This window comes from Acinetobacter sp. UBA991 (assembly GCF_002292065.1).
In the GTDB taxonomy this organism is placed as follows: Bacteria; Pseudomonadota; Gammaproteobacteria; order Pseudomonadales; family Moraxellaceae; genus Acinetobacter; species Acinetobacter higginsii.
In genome coordinates this window covers 23624-42094 of the sequence record NZ_DBBF01000011.1, presented here as the reverse complement: position 1 = coordinate 42094, position 18471 = coordinate 23624, and the positions used below count along the sequence as shown (strand labels likewise).

General features: G+C 43.3%; 26 protein-coding genes. 24 read left to right on the top strand and 2 right to left on the bottom strand.

Annotated elements, in window-relative coordinates:
- The first annotated feature begins 8 nt into the window (after positions 1-8).
- From B2727_RS04150 to B2727_RS04080, 16 genes are all read left to right on the top strand, one after another.
- Entirely contained in the window at positions 9-1424 is a 1416-nt protein-coding gene (locus tag B2727_RS04150; protein WP_291348107.1) for a DUF1073 domain-containing protein, read from the top strand.
- Positions 1396-2082: a phage minor head protein gene (locus tag B2727_RS04145; protein ID WP_291348105.1), complete on the top strand. Its 687-nt coding sequence runs from the start codon at positions 1396-1398 to the stop codon at positions 2080-2082. Before B2727_RS04150 ends, B2727_RS04145 begins: the two co-directional genes overlap by 29 nt.
- 1 nt (position 2083) lies before the next feature.
- On the top strand, positions 2084-2374 hold the full coding sequence (locus B2727_RS04140; protein ID WP_241345312.1) for a hypothetical protein: 291 nt from the start codon (positions 2084-2086) through the stop codon (positions 2372-2374).
- A gap of 45 nt (positions 2375-2419) precedes the next feature.
- Complete coding sequence (locus tag B2727_RS04135; RefSeq protein WP_241345313.1) at positions 2420-3736, top strand: DUF2213 domain-containing protein; 1317 nt, start codon at positions 2420-2422, stop codon at positions 3734-3736.
- A gap of 2 nt (positions 3737-3738) precedes the next feature.
- Entirely contained in the window at positions 3739-4227 is a 489-nt protein-coding gene (locus B2727_RS04130; protein ID WP_241345314.1) for a structural cement protein Gp24, read from the top strand.
- 62 nt (positions 4228-4289) lie between these two features.
- On the top strand, positions 4290-5315 hold the full coding sequence (locus B2727_RS04125) for a DUF2184 domain-containing protein (protein WP_241345315.1): 1026 nt from the start codon (positions 4290-4292) through the stop codon (positions 5313-5315).
- 10 nt (positions 5316-5325) lie between these two features.
- Positions 5326-5829 (top strand): STY1053 family phage-associated protein, encoded by a 504-nt coding sequence (locus B2727_RS04120; RefSeq protein ID WP_291348099.1) that lies wholly within the window; start codon positions 5326-5328, stop codon positions 5827-5829.
- Between the two features lie 3 nt (positions 5830-5832).
- Complete coding sequence (locus B2727_RS04115) at positions 5833-6219, top strand: DUF4054 domain-containing protein (RefSeq protein ID WP_291348097.1); 387 nt, start codon at positions 5833-5835, stop codon at positions 6217-6219.
- Positions 6216-6776 carry a hypothetical protein gene (locus tag B2727_RS04110; RefSeq protein ID WP_291348096.1) on the top strand — a complete coding sequence of 187 codons (561 nt, stop codon included), beginning with the start codon at positions 6216-6218 and terminating at the stop codon, positions 6774-6776. The genes B2727_RS04115 and B2727_RS04110 overlap by 4 nt, the downstream gene beginning before the upstream one ends.
- Positions 6763-7131, top strand: a complete 369-nt coding sequence (locus B2727_RS04105; protein ID WP_291348094.1) for a hypothetical protein — start codon at positions 6763-6765, stop codon at positions 7129-7131. Before B2727_RS04110 ends, B2727_RS04105 begins: the two co-directional genes overlap by 14 nt.
- A 3-nt stretch (positions 7132-7134) precedes the next feature.
- Complete coding sequence (locus B2727_RS04100; protein WP_291348092.1) at positions 7135-7680, top strand: phage neck terminator protein; 546 nt, start codon at positions 7135-7137, stop codon at positions 7678-7680.
- A complete protein-coding gene (locus tag B2727_RS04095) occupies positions 7677-8798 on the top strand; it encodes a DUF3383 family protein (protein ID WP_291348090.1) in 1122 nt (373 codons plus the stop codon). Before B2727_RS04100 ends, B2727_RS04095 begins: the two co-directional genes overlap by 4 nt.
- A gap of 10 nt (positions 8799-8808) precedes the next feature.
- A complete protein-coding gene (locus B2727_RS04090) occupies positions 8809-9252 on the top strand; it encodes a phage structural protein (protein WP_070074780.1) in 444 nt (147 codons plus the stop codon).
- 11 nt (positions 9253-9263) lie between these two features.
- Positions 9264-9704, top strand: a complete 441-nt coding sequence (locus B2727_RS04085) for a phage tail assembly chaperone (protein WP_291348087.1) — start codon at positions 9264-9266, stop codon at positions 9702-9704.
- A 44-nt stretch (positions 9705-9748) separates the two neighbouring features.
- A complete protein-coding gene (locus B2727_RS20020; protein ID WP_409449601.1) occupies positions 9749-9901 on the top strand; it encodes a DUF6889 family protein in 153 nt (50 codons plus the stop codon).
- A gap of 8 nt (positions 9902-9909) precedes the next feature.
- Positions 9910-12150, top strand: coding sequence for a phage tail tape measure protein (locus B2727_RS04080; RefSeq protein ID WP_291348085.1), 2241 nt, complete (start codon positions 9910-9912; stop codon positions 12148-12150).
- Here the strand turns inward: B2727_RS04080 and B2727_RS04075 are convergent.
- Both B2727_RS04075 and B2727_RS04070 read right to left on the bottom strand, forming a co-directional pair.
- Positions 12147-12512 carry a hypothetical protein gene (locus tag B2727_RS04075; RefSeq protein ID WP_291348083.1) on the bottom strand — a complete coding sequence of 122 codons (366 nt, stop codon included), beginning with the start codon at positions 12510-12512 and terminating at the stop codon, positions 12147-12149. The two genes, B2727_RS04080 and B2727_RS04075, sit on opposite strands and share 4 nt — an antisense overlap.
- Positions 12513-12521: 9 nt before the next feature.
- Positions 12522-12899 carry a hypothetical protein gene (locus B2727_RS04070; RefSeq protein ID WP_291348081.1) on the bottom strand — a complete coding sequence of 126 codons (378 nt, stop codon included), beginning with the start codon at positions 12897-12899 and terminating at the stop codon, positions 12522-12524.
- Positions 12900-12984: 85 nt separating this feature from the next.
- On the opposite strand from B2727_RS04070, the gene B2727_RS04065 reads away from it, so the two are divergent.
- From B2727_RS04065 to B2727_RS04030, 8 genes are read left to right on the top strand one after another with little or no spacing between them, the layout of a single operon-like run.
- The gene (locus B2727_RS04065) at positions 12985-13635 is read left to right on the top strand and encodes a phage baseplate protein (RefSeq protein ID WP_291348079.1); all 651 of its coding nucleotides are present in this window, start codon (positions 12985-12987) and stop codon (positions 13633-13635) included.
- 3 nt (positions 13636-13638) lie between these two features.
- Positions 13639-13932, top strand: coding sequence for a phage baseplate plug family protein (locus tag B2727_RS04060; RefSeq protein WP_291348077.1), 294 nt, complete (start codon positions 13639-13641; stop codon positions 13930-13932).
- On the top strand, positions 13929-14921 hold the full coding sequence (locus B2727_RS04055) for a baseplate hub protein (protein ID WP_291348075.1): 993 nt from the start codon (positions 13929-13931) through the stop codon (positions 14919-14921). The genes B2727_RS04060 and B2727_RS04055 overlap by 4 nt, the downstream gene beginning before the upstream one ends.
- Positions 14921-15598, top strand: coding sequence for a Gp138 family membrane-puncturing spike protein (locus tag B2727_RS04050; RefSeq protein ID WP_291348073.1), 678 nt, complete (start codon positions 14921-14923; stop codon positions 15596-15598). The genes B2727_RS04055 and B2727_RS04050 overlap by 1 nt, the downstream gene beginning before the upstream one ends.
- A gap of 37 nt (positions 15599-15635) precedes the next feature.
- Complete coding sequence (locus B2727_RS04045) at positions 15636-15995, top strand: hypothetical protein (RefSeq protein ID WP_101237244.1); 360 nt, start codon at positions 15636-15638, stop codon at positions 15993-15995.
- Positions 15992-17176, top strand: coding sequence for a baseplate J/gp47 family protein (locus B2727_RS04040; RefSeq protein ID WP_291348069.1), 1185 nt, complete (start codon positions 15992-15994; stop codon positions 17174-17176). The genes B2727_RS04045 and B2727_RS04040 overlap by 4 nt, the downstream gene beginning before the upstream one ends.
- Entirely contained in the window at positions 17176-17769 is a 594-nt protein-coding gene (locus B2727_RS04035) for a DUF2612 domain-containing protein (protein ID WP_291348067.1), read from the top strand. The genes B2727_RS04040 and B2727_RS04035 overlap by 1 nt, the downstream gene beginning before the upstream one ends.
- Entirely contained in the window at positions 17759-18418 is a 660-nt protein-coding gene (locus tag B2727_RS04030) for a hypothetical protein (RefSeq protein ID WP_291348065.1), read from the top strand. Before B2727_RS04035 ends, B2727_RS04030 begins: the two co-directional genes overlap by 11 nt.
- Positions 18419-18471: the final 53 nt, after the last annotated feature.

Sequence of the window (18471 nt, the reverse complement as noted above, 5' to 3'; positions counted from 1 at the left end):
AGAAAATTATGGGAATCTTAAAATTTACGGCTGACAGTTTCCAAAACTTCGCCGCTCGCGTTGGCTTGGGTTCAGGAAACCAACATGACCAGTCAGGTTATGGGTTCAATTACTTAAGCCGGAATCGATTAAAACTTGAAGCAATGTATCGTACCTCTTGGGTTGTTGGCCAAGTCGTGGATGTTGTCGCCGATGATATGACACGCAAAGGCTGCAACATTAAAGGATTTAGCTCACCTAAAGACGGCGAGATGATTGACCAGGAGATGGATCGCCTGCAGGTATGGGATCGGCTTAATAAGACAATTAAGTGGTCCCGCCTTTATGGTGGAACCATTGCTGTAATGCTGATTGATGGTCAGAACGTTTCTACGCCGTTAAATACCAATACAGTTGGGAAAGGTCAATTCAAGGGGTTACTTGTTCTGGATCGTTGGATGGTTCAGCCATCTATGCAAGATCTAGTCACTGAATATGGTCCACATTATGGGATGCCTAAGTATTACGATGTGATCCACGATTCAGTCGGCATGTGCAACCAGAAGGTCCATTTTTCACGTGTAATCCGTATGGACGGCGTTGAGCTGCCATACAACCAATCAATTACAGAAAACCTTTGGGGCCAATCAGTCATTGAGCGTTTATTAGATCGATTGACGATTTTTGATAGCGCAACTTTAGGCGCTGGCCAGTTGGTCTATAAGGCGCATTTACGCACCTACAAGGTCAAAGGATTACGTAACGTTATTGCAGCTGGCGGTAAGCTTTTTGATGCCCTGGTAAAGCAGATTGAACAAATCAGACTATGGCAATCTAACGAGGGTTTGACCTTGATGGACGCCGAGGATGAATTTGAGACTCATCAATACAGCTTTACGGGATTGGATAATTTACTTCTGCAGTTTGGGCAACAGATCTCAGGTGCAACCGGTATCCCTTTAGTGCGCTTATTTGGCCAATCACCAGCAGGGCTAAATGCAACTGGTGAGTCTGATCTAGCCAACTATTATGACAATATCAATCAACAGCAAGAGGGGCGATTGCGTACGCCGTTGCAGATCCTTTATGCCGTGTTGTCTATGTCGGTGGTTGGAAAGCCTTTGCCTGATTCATTCGACTTTCAATTCGCCTCATTGTGGCAACTTGGGGATGATAAAAAAGCAGAGGTGGCCAAGAATGTGGTCGATGCTGTATCTGCAGCCGAGGAATCTGGATTGATCAAACGTTCTACCGCTTTAAAAGAGTTACGTCAATCAAGTGAAGTCACAGGAATCTTTTCTCATATTACTGATGAGGAAATTAAAGATGCAGATGATGAAGATCCACCACCGCCAGGGGAACGTTTAGACGATGAAGAACCAAATCAGCCGCCTATCGCCGAATCGGGCGCGAAAGATGGAGATCCGGTACAGTCAGCAGCTTAGAAAGATCGCCCATTATGTCGACACCATTGTTAAGGGTTTCGATGTTCATGATCCGAGTAAGTACCCCATCATTGTGAATGCCTTAAACCAATATGCAGAGACCTTGCATTTTTGGGCACAGAACACGGCGGGGAGAATCATTACTGATGTTGCTTTACGCGACGAGAAAACTTGGCTCATCTATGCACAAGATCTATCCCGTGGTGTACGTGAACAGATCCGCAATACTGATACCGGTGCCGTCTATCAAGAGTTACTGAATGAGCAGGTTCGCTTGATCAGATCGCTACCATTGGAAGCAGCCCAGCGCGTCCAGGATCTATCGACTAGATCGCTAATCGATGGTAGCCGTGCCAGTGAGGTGGCTGGTCTGATTATGGCCACTGGTCAAGTAACTAGATCCAGAGCAAACACAATTGCCAGGACTGAGGTCAGCCGAGCATCATGTCTATTTACGCAGGCCAGAGCTGAGAATCTTGGTTCTGATGGGTATATATGGCGTACCAGTGAAGATGGTGATGTGAGGCCAAGTCATAAGGAAATGAATGGAAAGTTTGTCCAGTGGGATAAGCCGCCAACATTAGACCGTTTAACTGGACATGCAGGTTGCCTACCTAATTGTAGATGCTATGCCGAGCCAGTCATACCGGAGATTTGATATGCAAATTATTTTTACTATTTATGGTGGCCCACATGATGGCTATGAAATCTCATCGAGCTATCCAATGTCACATGTGAACATGGAGGATCATTCCAAAGCTCATGATTTATGTGATTCACCAAGCTACTGGCCTGTACCATTAAATATTATTCGCTACGATAAAAAGCGGATTTTTATAAAGAAGTATGGGCGAATTTTTTTAAGAGATATTTATGCGATTAGCGAACATTCTGCACATACGGCATTGAGAGAACTCCAGCGGTTTTTCAATCCAATTTATAAAAAATAATGGCCACCTTCGGGTGGTTTTTTAATGCCTGCATAAAGGTGAACCATGTTTAAATCTAAAAAGACCAAAGACCAAAAAACGGTTGATCGATCAGAGATCTATACGACTGGTCAGTTGGGACGCACACGGGAAATTACCCCCGAGGGTTATCTACTTTGCCGTGATGTTCCGATCGCACGTATTGGAACCTTGATGTATGCAGATGGCGAGGTCCCTATTACTGCAGACAATACTGGGTTGATCATCATCTACCGTGGTGAAGATGTTCTATTCGATCCAATCACCATTGCAAGTGCTGAAAGCAAGCCAATTACAGATGACCATCCTGACGATTGGGTAACGCCGGATAACTGGAAAGAACTATCCAAGGGCGTGGGTAAAGATGTTCGCCGTGGTGATGGTGTTGATTCAGACTTTCTAATGGCCGATCTGTTGGTCATGGATAAAGAGACCATTCAAAAGGTTCTCGATGGAAAAGTAGAAATTTCCCTGGGCTACGATGCTGACTACACAGAGACCAGCAAAGGCAAAGGGTTACAGAGCAATATTCGGGTGAACCATATTGCATTAGTTGAAAAAGGGCGATGCGGTTCTCGCTGCTCAATTGGAGATAGTTTTATGTCTAAAAAGACGACTAAAGATAAAGCGCCTTGGTATCAAAGTTTGATTGGGCTTAAACGTACCGTGGATCAGGCTGTTGAGGAGGCAGAAAAAACGTCTGATTCTGAGGAAGAAGAAACCGAAGATGAGGATGAACCTGAGGAGGGAAAAACCAAAACAGGTGATGCGGCGTTTCAGGCTGACATGCGTAAATTCATGAAAACGATGGATAAGCGATTAACTGCTTTGGAAAAGAAAAAAACCAAGGATTCTGAAAAAGAAGAAACCGAGGACGATGACGAGCCTGAGGAAGAAACAAAGGACGGCGGCGATCTAACCGAGGCAGAGAAAGCCGAAAAACTTTCTAATGAAGGTGTTCAGTCTTATACCGGTGATTCATTAAAAGAAGTTGTTTCACGTGCAGAGATCCTTTCGCCTGGTTATCGCATGCCGACCTTGGATAGCGCCAATAATGGTAAAGCTGTCCTGAATGTTAAACGCCAGGTGCTTAAAGCCTCATATGCTACTCAGGATGGGCAAAAGGCAATCGCGCCGTTTGTTCCAGTTGATCCTGATTTTGACAAGTTACCCACCCATACAATTGATGCTGCTTTCGCAGGGGCATCGGAATTGATCAAACAGCAGAACAATGCCCGTGGTGTTCGTTCTGGAATTAAAACAAGTGATTTCGGTCGATCTGCACCAACACCTGCAGACATTAACGCCCGTAACCGCGCTTACTGGAACCAACAAGGAAAATAATCATGAGTAATGCTTTTTTATATCGCATGCCAAGCGGCATCCCTGGTGATGTTTCTCGTAAAAGCCAATCAACAATTGAATCGCATCCTGTAGGTGCACAGTTCGCTGCATTTGGTCTATTCGGTAAGATCGATGGTACGACAGGTAAATTTGTACCACTGGCTGCAGCTGATACGGCGGCAGTGATTTACGGTTTATTCGTTCGTGCTTACCCAACACAATCAGCTCAAAATGAATTAGGTAAAGCAGTACCACAACCAAACGGCATTCAAGACGTTTTACGCCGTGGTTATATGACAGTGAAATGTAATGCCGGGAATGCCAAAAAAGCAGGAACTGTTTATGTGCGTGTCACTGCAGGGACCGAAGCCAAGCCAGTTGGTGGAATTGAAGCCGCAGCAGATGGTGCAAACAGTATTACATTGCCGAATGCCTTTTTTATGCATGATGCGGACGCAAAGGGCAACGTAGAAATTTCATTCAACATCTAAAACAATATTGATTCGCACGGCCACCAATGAGGTGGTTTTTTTGTGCCTGGAGAAAACAAAATATGAGTAAGTTATTAATTGCAACTACTCTTGCCCAAGCCGTGGCCATGGGTACAGCAAGCCCTGTACGCGCGCGTACACGTGACCATATGCTGACCTTTGATGCTCAGACGGTAGATAGTACCGGTGCGTTTCTGGTTGGTGAATTAGAACGCTTAGATCAAACCATGCATGAGCCTTTGGCTGATGTCACTTGGTCCCGTGATATCGATCTACGTTCCGACGTATCGATTGCCGATGAAATTTCGAGTTTTTCAAATGCCACCTTTGCTGCAGCTGGTGGTGCATCGCCACAGGGTAAATCTTGGGTAGGTAAGAACGCTGATGCAATCCAGGGGATTGCGTTGGATATCGGCAAAACAGCTCAACCATTAACCTTATGGGCCAATCAGATCGGCTGGACACTTCCAGAGCTTGAATCGGCTCGCCAAGTCGGTCGTCCTGTTGATGCGCTTAAACATAGTGGCTTAATCCTTAAGCACAACATGGACACCGATGAGCAGATCTATATCGGTGACGACATTGTGGGTGTTAAGGGTTTACTCAACTCGGATAAGGTTGGAGCAACCAACGTCAATAAAGAATGGTCGGTTGCCACTGCAGACGAAATTCTCGCAGATGTAAACATGATTTTATATAACGCATGGGTTGCTTCGGCTTTCGCTGTTTGTCCGTCGAAATTGTTATTACCGCCTGAGCAATTCGGTTTAATCGTCACCCGTAAAGTTTCAGAAGCGGGCAACATCTCAATTCTGGAATATATCAAAATCAACTGTATCTCTATGGCTAAGAATGGTAAGCCTTTGGATATTCAACCATCCAAATGGTTAGTTGGTCGTGGCACTGGAGGCACTGACCGCATGATGTGTTATGAGCAGAATGAAAACCGCGTTCGTTTCCCGATGGTACCGTTGCAACGTACACCAGTCGAATACCGCGATTTGCGCCAATTAACTACGTATTACGGCCGTTTAGGTGCAGTTGAATGGGTTTACCCTGAGACAGCCTTCTATGCCGATGGTCTGTAAGGAGAACGACATGAGTAAGCAAGTACAAATTCTCCTTTCACGTCCATTGACTGTGAACCTTGGTACTGATGAACATGGCCGTGCAATTACTGTAAAACTTCAAGCTGGGCTGCAGTCTGTAGAACAAGATGTCGCTGAAAACTGGTTCGTAAAAGCCCATTGCCAAGAGCTCACCCAAGAAGATGTTCATGCTGGTGAACTACAAAAGCAGGTTGAACAATTGCAAGGTGATCTGCAGGCATTGCAGGAACAATCGGACGAGGCCGCTAAGACGATTGAAAAGCTGAAAGGTGATGTTCAGGACAAGGATAAAGAGATCAGTGATCTTAATATCCAGTTGAACAAGGCACAGCAAGAACAATCACTGAAAGATGCTGAAACGATTCAGAATCTTACTAATGAGATTGGTTTGCGTGACACTGAAATCAGTGGTCTTAAAACCAAATTAGCCAAAGCAGAAAAAACTATTGCTGATGCTAAGGTCAAGGACAAAGAGCAACCAAAGGAAGCTTAACCCATGATCAGTGAATCCTCCTTTCGTGAACAAATGCCATTCTTTGCAGATGCTGCACAATATCCATCATTCCAGTTTAATTTTTACTTGAACCTTGGGAAAAAATTACTGAATGTGGATCGATGGGAGGATCTGCTCGATTATGGTTTGACGCTGTTTATTGCTCATTATCTCACGCTATATAAGCGTGGGATGGATGCGGCCAGTGTTGGTGGTGATGCAGGCAAGATTGTAGGGAATGAGACTTCTAAGGCCGTGGACAGTGTTTCTAAGTCCATGGATGTGTCTGGGGTGATTATTGCTGATGCTGGCCACTGGAACCAAACAACATGGGGTGTTCAGTTCTATCAGCTCATGATGATGGCAGGTGCGGGAGGTGTTCAGCTATGAGCAGCAATGTAACAGCCACAGGTAATGGTCTGTTAGATATCTTGCAGGCTGTTGCTGAATTATCGAAGGTTGATGTGCTTGTGGGTATTCCGCATGGCGAGGTCCGAACCGATGGTGATGGTCTCACCAATGCCCAGATTGGTTACCTGCAGGAAAATGGCTCACCTGCGATGAACATTCCAGATCGTGCTTTTCTTGTGCCAGGCGTTGAGCAGGTACAAGAGCAAGTCGGGGATAAGCTGGTTAAAGCAGTTGATGCTGCCTTAACTGGCAATCATAAGCGCATGATGATGTTGCTTGAGTCGGCAGGTACGGTGGCAATGAACTCAGTTCGAGCATATTTCGTTAATGGTGAGTTTGCGCCGTTGTCTTTGGCCACAATCCAAGCACGTGCACGGCGTGGCCGAAAAGGTGCGAAAAAGTATCTTAAACAGCTAGAAACTGGACCTGCAGAAACAGGCCTGGTTCGGCCGTTGATCGATACTGGCCAATTACGAAAGTCGGTGACATACATCATTATGAAAAAGGATAAGGAGGTAAAGCGTGGCTCGTCTTGATGTCTCGGATGTACTTCTAGATCCTGATTTTATGGATACCGGTATTGTCTGTAATCGTACTGTCGTGATCGTTGGCAATAACGGCCGATCGCAAGAGGCCAAAAAATCAACCCCCTTTGCGGGTGTAGTGACCACCAATAGCGGTCTAAACATGGACCGCCGTCCTGATGGAACTTTGATTAAAGGTGCAATTAATATTCATACCAAGTTTGCTTTGTCCTCAGGTAATACTGAAACCAAAGCAGATGAGATCTTATGGCAGGGTAAAACCTACATCGTTTCTCAAGTTCTGGATAATTTGCATTATGGCCAAGGTTTCGTTAAAGCAATTTGTGAGCTTAAGGCACTGGGGTAAATCATGGGTGATTCTGCTACAGGGGGATATATCACCCCTAGTGGCGGATCTGCTTATGACCAGGAACTTGAGGACATTTTCCAAGCTTTCATTGTTGGGGTTACATCTTTACCAGGTGCAATGGTTCGGCCACGTTTCCAGAGAGATCCTCCGCCTTTCCCAGCGATTGGTGAGGATTGGTGCGCCTTCGCTGTAAAGTCGATAATTCCTGATGATGGGCCATACTTCGACCAGAAAGACGAGAAAATGGATTCAATTCGACATGAAGAATTGACACTATTCCTATCGTTCTATGGTGATCATGGCCAGTCGATCGCAAACGTCCTTAAGGATGGTCTAGCAATTCCGCAAAACATCGCGCAACTCAATGCGCAAAAAATCAAATTTATCAGTGTTGGTGAGCTCATCACCGCGCCTGACTTTCTCAATAATCAGTTTGTACATCGATATGACCTAACCGCCGTATTTAAGCGGAAAACATCACGCACGTTTGCTGTTAAGTCATTTTTAGATGCTGGAACAATAAATTTAACCAGGAGTAATCCATGACATTACCCGTTTCTAATGTCGTAAATGTCAGCATTAGCCTTGCTGCATTGGCGGCAGGACCTCGCTCGTTTGGCTCTTTGCTGATTCTCGGTGCTACCAGTGGCGTGATTGATGCGATTGAGCGTATGCGTGCTTATTCAAATATCACCGAAGTTGGTGAGGATTACGGCGTTGACGATCCAGAATATAAAGCAGCCTTAGCTTATTTCGGTCAATCACCTAAGCCACGCACCTTATATATTGGCTATTGGCACAAAGAAGGCACAGGGGCAGAAACAATTCAAGCTGCAGTCCAAGCATGTCTTGGGTCGTTGAAGTGGTACGGCCTGGTGATTGCATCGGATCTCACTGAGCAGCAGGCTTTAGATGTTGGTGCTTTGATTGAGGCTGCAGATCCTTCGCGCTTATTTGGCTATACATCTCAAGATGAAAATTGCTTAAGTGCTACTGATACAACAAGTATCCCTTACAAGCTTAAGCAAAAGAAATATCGCCGTACCTTCACTTTATTTTCAAGTGATAACGCTTATGCTGCTGCATCGGTGTTTGGTCGTGCTTTCACTGTAAATTTTATGGGTACCAATACCACCATCACTTTGAAGTTTAAGCAGCTTCCTGGCATCGCTGCAGAGGATCTTAAAACGGCAGAGGCTAAGGCACTGGCAGCGATTAACTGTAACGTGTTTGCAGGCTACAACAATGACACGGCGATCTTGCAAGAGGGTGTCATGACTGATGGCACATTCTTCGATGAGATCCACGGCCTAGACTGGTTCCAAAATCATTTAGAGACCTCATTATTTAATCTCCACTACACCAACACAACTAAGATCCCGCAAACAGGTGCAGGTGTGAACCGTCAGTGTGGTGTCCTTGAAACAGCTTGTGAGCAAGGTGTGACCAATGGCTTGCTTGGTCCTGGTCGATGGAATGGTGACAGCTTTGGCGTAGTTGAGACAGGTGATTATTTGTCAAAAGCATATTACGTCTTTGCCAATAGCTTAGATGATCAACCACAGGCAGATCGTGAAGCCCGCAAAGCGCCAGTATTTCAAATCGCGGCCAAGTTAGCAGGTGCAACACACTTTGCCGATGTTCTAGTCGCTGTAAACCGTTAAGGAGTAATTTGTGAGTACATATTCTTTTATGGATACCCAATGCACTTTAACCAGTGCAGACGCGGTGATTGATTTAGGTTATGGCGCTGCTATTTCGGATGAAGGTATTACCTTTGCCATGGCTGGTGATAAAAACACGATGACCATTGGTGCTGATGGCCAAGGGATGCATTCTCTACATGCTGACAATTCAGGTCAAATCACTATTCGTTTTCTTAAAACCTCACCTACTAACGCCAAGTTAATGAACCTCTATAACTTGCAGAAAAATAGTTCAGTGAAGTGGGGCAAAAACACGATCACACTGAATCATGAAGGTTCAGGGGATAACCACACAGCCACCAAATGTGCATTTAAGAAAGTTCCAGACTATGTAAATGCCAAAGACGGCGGCATTGTGGAATGGGTATTTGACTCTATCAAAGTCGATATGAAACTTGGCACATACGAGTAAGGTTTTAAGTTATGGAAATTAATGGAATTGAATACACGATCGGCCGCTTAAATGCGGTCGATCAGTTTCATGTATCCCGAAAAATTGCACCGATTGTGCCAAAGTTGATGCCGATTATTGCGGAAGTGGCCAAAGGTGATTTAGCAAAAGCAATTGATTCGATTGACCAGGGCGAAAGCGGCGATCTTAGCGACCTGCAACCATTGGCCGATGCTCTATCGCCGTTAATGGATGCTATCGCACAAATGCCTGAGGATGATGTTAATTACATCATTTTTAAATGCCTTGGGGTTGCTAAGCGTGGTGGTGCGGTGGTCTGTCGTAATAACAGCATCATGTTTGATGACATCGATATGACACAGGTTTTGCCACTGGTGATTGCCACGATCCGGATTAACTTGGGAAATTTTATTCAAGGGTTGCTTATGAAGGCATCGAGCATGCAGAAGTAACCGCAATAAATTTCAGGTCCTTACCGGATGAGTCTGATTGGCTCATGCGGCCAGTGATCAAAGGCATGTGCAAGTACGAGTCTTTAACGAATGGGGAGCTAGATCTCGCTGATATAGCTCTCATGAATGATGCGCTTGATGTCGTTGCAGATAATGAATATCTGTTGAACAAGGAGCGTGAAAGAAAAAATAAATAGGTGTTCCCATGGCAGATGGTGTAATTCGTGATTTCTTGGTTTCGCTTGGATTTGATACTGACAATTCAGGCTTAGCTAATATGAAAAGTGCCATGGATGGCATTGAATGGAAAGCTAAAGCATTAAACGGCGCTTTGTTAGCTTTGGCCACTGGTGCGGTACTAGCTGTAAAACAAACGGCCAGTGAACTGGATAAGCTATATTTCTCGTCTCAGCGTATTGGTGCCAGTGTTACCAACATCAATGCTTATGGGAATGCCATTGCACAACTAGGAGGAAGTGCAGAGGGTGCAGTCGGATCTCTAGAATCATTGGCTGAAAAGATCCGTAATTCGCCAGGATATGAAGGGCAGATTAAAAGTCTTGGGGTAAATACCCGAGATGCAAACGGTGCAATGCGTGACCGTGTTGAAGTCATGAAGGATCTGAGCGGTGTTTTAGCTAAAATGCCGTCTTATCAAGCCAATGCTTATGCCAATTCCCTTGGTATTGATCAAAATACATTGATGGCCATGCGTGATGGTAAATTCATGGCCAACATGGATAAATACCAGAAGATCCAAAAAGAACTCGGCATGAATAATGACTTGGCCAAGTCTGGCAATGAGTTCATGACAGAATACCGTGATTTGACAATGATGACTAAAACAGGATTTCAGGTCATTGTTATGCAAGCGGGTAAAGCTTTAATTCCAATCTTGAGAATGTTGAATCAGTTGATTCAGGCAGGTATTCATGCCTTTTCGCAATTGAATCCACAAATCAAAGAAGGTCTCGCCGTTGGCCTACGCTTTGCAATGTTAGCTCTGATGTTTGGAGCTTTGGCCAAGTCCCTCGGGCTACTTTTAAAGTTTATACCGGCTTTTAAAACCTTTATCGGATTGCTTAAGTTGTTCCGACTCGCATTCCTAGCATCACCGATCGGGATTATCCTGGCATTGGGTGCAGCACTGGCCTTGCTCTATGATGATTACAAAACGTGGAAAGAAGGAGGTAAGTCACTGTTTGATTGGTCTAAGTGGACCAATGGCATTGATACCATTATCAATAAGATCAAAGATTTTTTAGATATTCTCGACAAGATCAAAGACAAGACAATCGAGTTTATTCAGAAAATCATTAAAGATCCTGCAGGTGCTTTAAAAGAGGTTGCGACCGAGGTTCAAGAAGGTGTCACCAAGACTGCTGAGAAAGTAAATGATGCGGTCGATAAATACATCAATCCCACTGATCCAAAGAAAGTAACCCCAACCCAAGACAAAGTGGCCAGTTTTACCGACTTTACCTTTTCAATGGTTGATAAAGGGTTGGCATGGCTTGGTAATGCTGATGCTCAAACCCGAGTGGAACAACGCGAACGGGGAGAAATTGGCTATCAGTCTGTTGCTACTGGTGCAGCAATTGCTGCAGTAAGTGCGGTTAAGAATGCTGTTTCTTCGGATTCAAATAAAATTGTAGATTTGGTGGGTGTAGATGGTAAGCGTCGAATTTATAAAATGGCGGATGGATCTACAGAAACTAGAGATGATGGAACAGTTGCATGGAGAAACAACAATCCGGGTAATTTGAAGTTTGAGTTCAAAGGAAGTGCTGATAAATCTGTAAAGTCAAAGCGTTCTAAAGAGAAAGCTTTATCTGATGCTAAAAAGCGCTATGAAGGTATAGTGGCACTTGACCAATGGGGGAATGCCATATTTGAGACTTACGAAGCAGGTGCGGTAGCAAAGGCTAAATTGTTGAAATCAGCCCATGCTGACAAAACAGTTGCAAAAATGCTTCGTAGTTATGCGAAGGATGATTATTCTGGAAAGACAAATTATGCAGCTTATGAAAATACCATTTTTAAAGAAGGTGATAGTCTAGGATTGGATCTTAGAACGAAAACGATTGGTCAAATGTCAAATAAAGAGTTTGAGGCATTAGCCGTGGGTATGGTTAAAGCAGAGGGTGTTAAAAAAGGTACTGTTTCCAGAACAGCACCAAGCTCAAATATATTAAGTAATATGTTTAGCAATTCATCATTAGATGTAAGTACTTTAGCTCCACCTTCTGGAAATCCACATAAATCTCAGATTAATAATTCAAATGCGATGACTGCAAGCAATGTGATTATTAATCAGAATTATCAAACTGATATGACTATTAATGGGGCGTCAAGTCCAATTGAATCTGCAAACGCCGTTAAACGTCAGCAGGAAAATTCAATGGTATTTATGGCTAGAGGTGCTCGCGGGGTTTTTGTTGGTTAATCATCAAGGGCTGTTGTGCCAAGAAATCTAAAATTATTTTTGGTTATCCAGCCCGCAGTTTTTTTACCTTCTTTGGAAGTGTACACAACATAGAGCCAGTTTTGATTTTCATTTTTGAAAGTGTAGTAAGCCGTAACTACATCATTTGGAATGATAAACACTTTATCAAGTTTACATTGAGCAGATGGAGCTGAATGAAAATACTCGCGTTGACCTTTAGAGCCTATAAACTTTTGAAGCTCTAAGGCATCTAATTCTACATAGCTATTATCAGCAATATTGCTTAGTTCGGAGCATGTTGGCTTAGCATATAAACCAGTGCTACATAGAGCTAATGCAGAAAGGATTAAAATTCTTTTCATTTCATTCACCTAATCAAGGACCGCGACAATTATGCAAAGTAGGACAAAGATTATGATAATCCATTTAAGGAAGTGCAAAATAAAAGAAACCAGTTTTCCAAAAAATGATTTCTTATTATTTTGTTGTTGAGATAACAAAGCATTATGTTCATCTTCAAAAGCGGCAAAATATTCATTTCCACATTTTTGGCATTGATATGAATTTTCCCACCGGAAAACCCTAAATTCATATTTTGAACTGTCAAAAATTTCAGAAAAAGTTTGTTCAGGTTTAGGGTACTTTCTTGGCATTAGTTTAAAAGCTTTAGACTGCTTGGATTCACATCTAGGGCATTTAAGAGATTGACCTGATTGTATATAAGTCGCACCTGTAGGTTTAAGCCGCATATAAGTTCTCTTGTATAAAAAGTTAAACCGCTTGAAACAAACGAATTTAGATAATTACAGCCTTCATATATTAGTTGAGTGAATTATGTCAATAGGTACATTAATAGATGGTGGCCTAGGCGCTGTCACGTCATATCAAAATTCTGAGATCCTTGGTTCTTTATTATTATCTGGCCGTGGTCGAACGATCATGGGACTTTTCGCAGATGTAACGGTCGAAGAAAAGCATAAGGACGAATTGAAAGTTACAGAGCATCCAACCGAAATCGGTGCAGCTATTTCGGATCATGCATTCAAAGAACCGCCAGAAGTGACCATGAAAGTGGGCTGGTCTGAAAGTGCCGGCACATTAAATGGTTTTCTTGGCGATACTGTTCTCGGCGGTAATACGAGTTTGACTATCGTTTATCAAACATTACTGCAGCTACAAGAACAAGCTTTACCTCTGATCATCTCAACTGGTAAACGCCTATACACCAATATGTTGATCAAATCACTTGGATGTACTACGGATCTACAGACTGAAAACGTTTTGATGATCGATATTACTTTTAAAAAAGTTTTGATGGTTAGCACTCAAACAACATTTATTGCAATTGAGAATCAGGCAAGTCCAGAGGCTACTGCAGGTGTAGCAGATGGCGGCACCGTTCAAGCCAAGGAGGTGAGTGCATCAGTACTGGGTCAAGTTGTGGGTGGCGCTCAAGTTGGTGGAGCTTGGAAATCTATATGGTGATTTATGAATTACGAAATACCGCTTAATTATGGCAATCATAAATTCAATATTCGATTGGGTTCAGCACAGTACAAGTTGCAGTTGATCTACCGAGTTGATCATTGGTATTTAGATATTTTTGATACTGCAGAGAATCCCTTAATTGCAGGCTTGCCTATGTTGGTGGGTGACAATCTATTGGTCCAACATCAACACATCATCAAAGGTGCATTGTATGTGCTTAATACCAATGAAGATGAAAGCCAAGCCTTTAGCGATTTAGGTATAAATATAAAATTATATTGGAGTGACTTATGACAATGCAATGGGGGCGTAACTGCAGACTAACGATTCAAGTTGATCAGAATACGCCAGACGCTTTAGATTTTTCCGATTTTAAAATCACATTCATTGTGAGCCAGCCAACAACAGAACAACCTAAGGCAGCGGAGATTTATATCTACAATTTATCCCATGAGACCATGAATAAGTTGGCAGGTGTCGATGACGATAAAAAGAATACTCAAGTTATCTTAGCCTGCAGTTATGGTAAGGATGAGCCTGAGGTTATTTTTAAAGGTCGTGTGTTTCAATATCGCCGTGGTCGATATAGTCCAGTTGATACCTATCTCTGTATTCTGGCCATTGCTGGTGATCAGGTCCGTAATGATGCAATCATTGCTCAATCTGTACCTGCAGGTACACCAATAGAAGGATTAAACGAGCTGATTATAGAAGAGGCTAAAAAATATGGTATCGATGCAGGGGAGATGGTTAGGTTAAGTGATCAAAAGTATCCCCGTGGCCGTACATTGTTCGGCAGCTTTCATGGTTTTATTGAGCGTGTTGGCCGCGAGAATAATGTCACTTATGACTATTCCGAAGGGGTGCTTAACTCAACTGAACTGGATAAGTTTTCGATTCAACCAATCTTTGATCTAAGTTCTGAGACAGGCATGGTTGGAATGCCCCAGCTCACCAGTGAGGGTGTTATTGTTAAATGCTTATTGAATCCAAAGTTAAAACGGATGGATAGAATCAGGATTGATACTCGGAACATGCAGTCTGAAAACTATGACATTGCATATGAAAGTCAGGGTAAAGATCAACCATATAAAACTCCGAAACTGGCAACCAATGCCAAGGGAATTTTCGTGATTCAGGCAATAGAGCACAGCGGTGATACCCGTGGGGATGAGTGGTACAGCAATATGGTCTGCACGGCGTTGGGGGCGGTGGTACCAAAAACAGGTATCTCAATTAATGCCGTGGACGAGAGCTGGAGACCGGCGCCGAGGGCAGAATAATGGCATTAACAGTCAACGAGCGTTCACCGGATCTGCTCGGTATTATCAAAGATGCGGTTACTGCAGAAGTGTTGAGCTTATGGACTTCATTACCCTGTGAAGTGGTGAGTTATGATTCGGATGCTGTCACAGTAGAAGTTAAGCCTTTAATCCGGGTACCGGCACGTACACCGGACGGCGGTATTGAAATGTTAGAAATTCCAATACTGCAGGACGTACCAGTCATGTTTCCGTGCGCTGGCGGCTTCACTATCACACATCCGATCAATGTTGGGGATGAGTGCCTTGTTAGCTTTTCATCGCGCAATATCGACCTGTGGTGGCAATCTGGCGGGGTTCAGAATCCATTTGATACTCGGCATCATGATTTATCTGATGGCTTTGCATTTTTCCGACCGCAATCCCAAGCGAACAAGATCTCGAATATTTCAACTGACAGTTTAGAAATCCGCAGTGATGACAACGCAACGAAGATCCAAATCACAAAAGATGGGGTCTTTAATTTTATTGGCCAGAAAGCCGTCTTTCATTGTGATGTAGAAATGAAAAAGACATTAACGGTTTCTGGACTGATTAAGTCATTAACTGATGTTGTGGCCAAGGCAGTAAGTTTACTTAGCCACATCACAACGGGCGTTGCATCGGGATCTGGTAAATCAGGCCCACCAGAACAATAGACCAATCAATACGAGGGGCGCGAAAGCGTCTTTTTTTATGCGCTATAGAAAACTTTCAAGTGATGGCGACTATGTTTTTGGATCTGGCAAGAATGACTTTCTTGTGAACTCACCCGAGACCGTGGCGCAGGCAATTTTATCCAGGCTTAAGCTTTGGCTTGGGGAATGGTTTGCTGATACATCGGATGGTACCGGGTGGAGTCAGTCGATTGTTGGTAAGCATTCCAAGAACCTTTATGAGCTCACACTAAGACAACGGGTTTTAGAAACACCGGGTGTAAATAACATTGTCGATTTTCAAAGCTCTTTAGATACAGAAACACGGCGTTTAACTGTATCGATGACAGTCAACACCATTTACGGCGAAGCATTTATTAACGGGGACTTAACAACATGACATTGACGACAGTTGCGCCAGTTATTACCGATAGCGGTCCCGTAGCACCCACCTATTACGAGATAGTTGATTATCTCAAGACGCAATACAAAAGTATTTATGGTGAAGATGTATACCTAGAAAACGACAGCCAGGACGGGCAGTGGATCGGTGTATTTTCCCGTGCGATCGCCGATGTAAATGCGGCCATTGTAGATACTTACTCCACCTTTTCACCAAAGACAGCAAAGAAAGATGCACTTTCACGCAATGTGGCCATAAACGGGATTGATCGCCAGGTGCCAACATTCTCGTCTGTAGATCTAGAAATTACGGGGGTGGCCACAACGGAAATCACAAAGGGATACGCCCTCGATGACAACGGAAATCAGTGGATCTTTCCAGACTTGGTGACAATTCCCAATTCGGGTCAAATTGTTATTACAGCCACGGCCAAAAAGCCAGGTGCAATTCTGGCCATGAGCAACACCATCAAAACAATCGGAAAGCCGACAAGAGGGTGGAAAGGGGTAAACAATCCAGCCACATCGACTTTAGGAATGCCAGTTGAATCAGATGCAAAGCTAAGACAACGTCAAGCACTTTCTGTGGCCATTCCTTCACAATCTAAAACGGATAGCATTAAGGGGGCGATCTTTAGTTTGCCAGGCATTTCACGCTGTAAGACATACGAGAATGACACTGATTCTACAAACAGTCTCGGCATTCCTTCTCATAGCTTATGTGTGGTCGTTGCGGGTGGTGATGCTGCAGCAATCGCGGGCATTATGCGAGCAAAGAAAAGCTTAGGCTGTGGTTGGTTTGGTAACGTCAACGTTACAGTGATCAACTCTTTTGGGGATGAGGAAACAGTCTCACTTTATCGACCTAATATCATCAATATCGGCTTTAAATTAAATCTTGTTGGATCTTCGGAATACACCAAAGAGATTGAAAGCAATATTAAGCAGAATTTGGCCGACTATGTGAATCAGCTTGATATTGGTGATCGAATCATGATGAACAAGCTTTATATCCCTGCAGGCCTATTTGGGAATCTAGATTCTGAAACTTATCAAATCGATTCAATTGAGATCATCGCAAATGGTGTACCGATTGTAGGTGATTACAACCTAGCTTTTAACGCCGTGGCCTATTGCGATACAGACAATATTGAGATCAATACATCAGGAGGGTTCTAGTGGATGCAAGTAAATACATCGCAATGCTAACGAGCCAGCATCGAGACAAACCCAAGTTTAGGCAAACGGTCGAGACCTCAATTAATCCACTGATAGACTGTCTTGATTGTCTCAGTAGCTTGGGCAGCAAGTTTGATCTTGCAATTGCCAAGGGTGACCAGCTGCAGATTATTGCCGATTGGCTCGGTGCAGCTAACTCTATACCCAACTCAGTGCCGGTTCCTTATTTTGGCTTTCAGGGGCAACCTGCCTCATTGCCCTGGCGTGAGACAGATGATCCGAGTTTTAAGTCTGGTTATTGGCGAGAGTCGGGCATGAGTGGTTACACGGCGTTAAAGATGACTCCGCAGCTTTTTAAGCGAGTGATTAAAGCAAAAATCTTGCTGAATAAAAGCGACTGTACAGAGCTATCAGCGAAAGAAATTATTTCTCTCGTAATCGATAAACCGTTCAAGTTTAGAGATAACAAAGACATGACGATCACCTTTTCATTTTTAGCTGGTTATGAAGTCTTTGAGCGTGAGCTAATTAAATTAATGTTCCCTTTACCTTCTGGGGTGAGGTTGATTTTCGAGGGCGAAGATGAGTATTGAGAAATTAAATGAGTTTGCCAAAAACGTAGATTCAAGTGGTAGTAACACCGAGGGATTGAATCTTGATAATGGATTCCCATCTAGACTGCAACCAGCACGTCAGTGGTTCAACTGGTTATTTAATAACTTAACCAAAAAAGTGAATGAGATTATTGATGCGCTTGGGTCGCAATATAATGATCTCAATCAAAAGATAACAAATGTTGATAATAAGTTTCCGAATAAACTTGATAAAGAAGCCACTGCAGTGGCAGCAAAAAAGTTAGAAACTGCTCGACAAATACAGCTTACGGGTGATGCGTCTGGATCTGCAAATTTTGACGGTACAACGAATATTAATATTCAAGCCAAACTTGAAAAAGGTTTTGGAATAAACCAAACACGGATCAATTTGACAGGTCAAAGGGTGTCAGGGCAAGAGTATACCAATGTCACAGGTAGCCCAATAGAAGTCAATATCACAATTATTGTAAAAGATACTCAACCGTACGCGCAGTTAATTGTGGATGGTGAACCGATTTTACAGGCTTATTGTGATGTAGGAGCAAATGGTCGAGTACTTGCTTGCTTTACCGCAACTATTCTAAATGGAAGTACATATAAGCTATTTCAGGATAATGGGATTATTTCCTGGTATGAAATACGTTGAATGATCATTAAGAATTAATGAATGACTAAGTTAATGAAACAAACCCGCGAAAG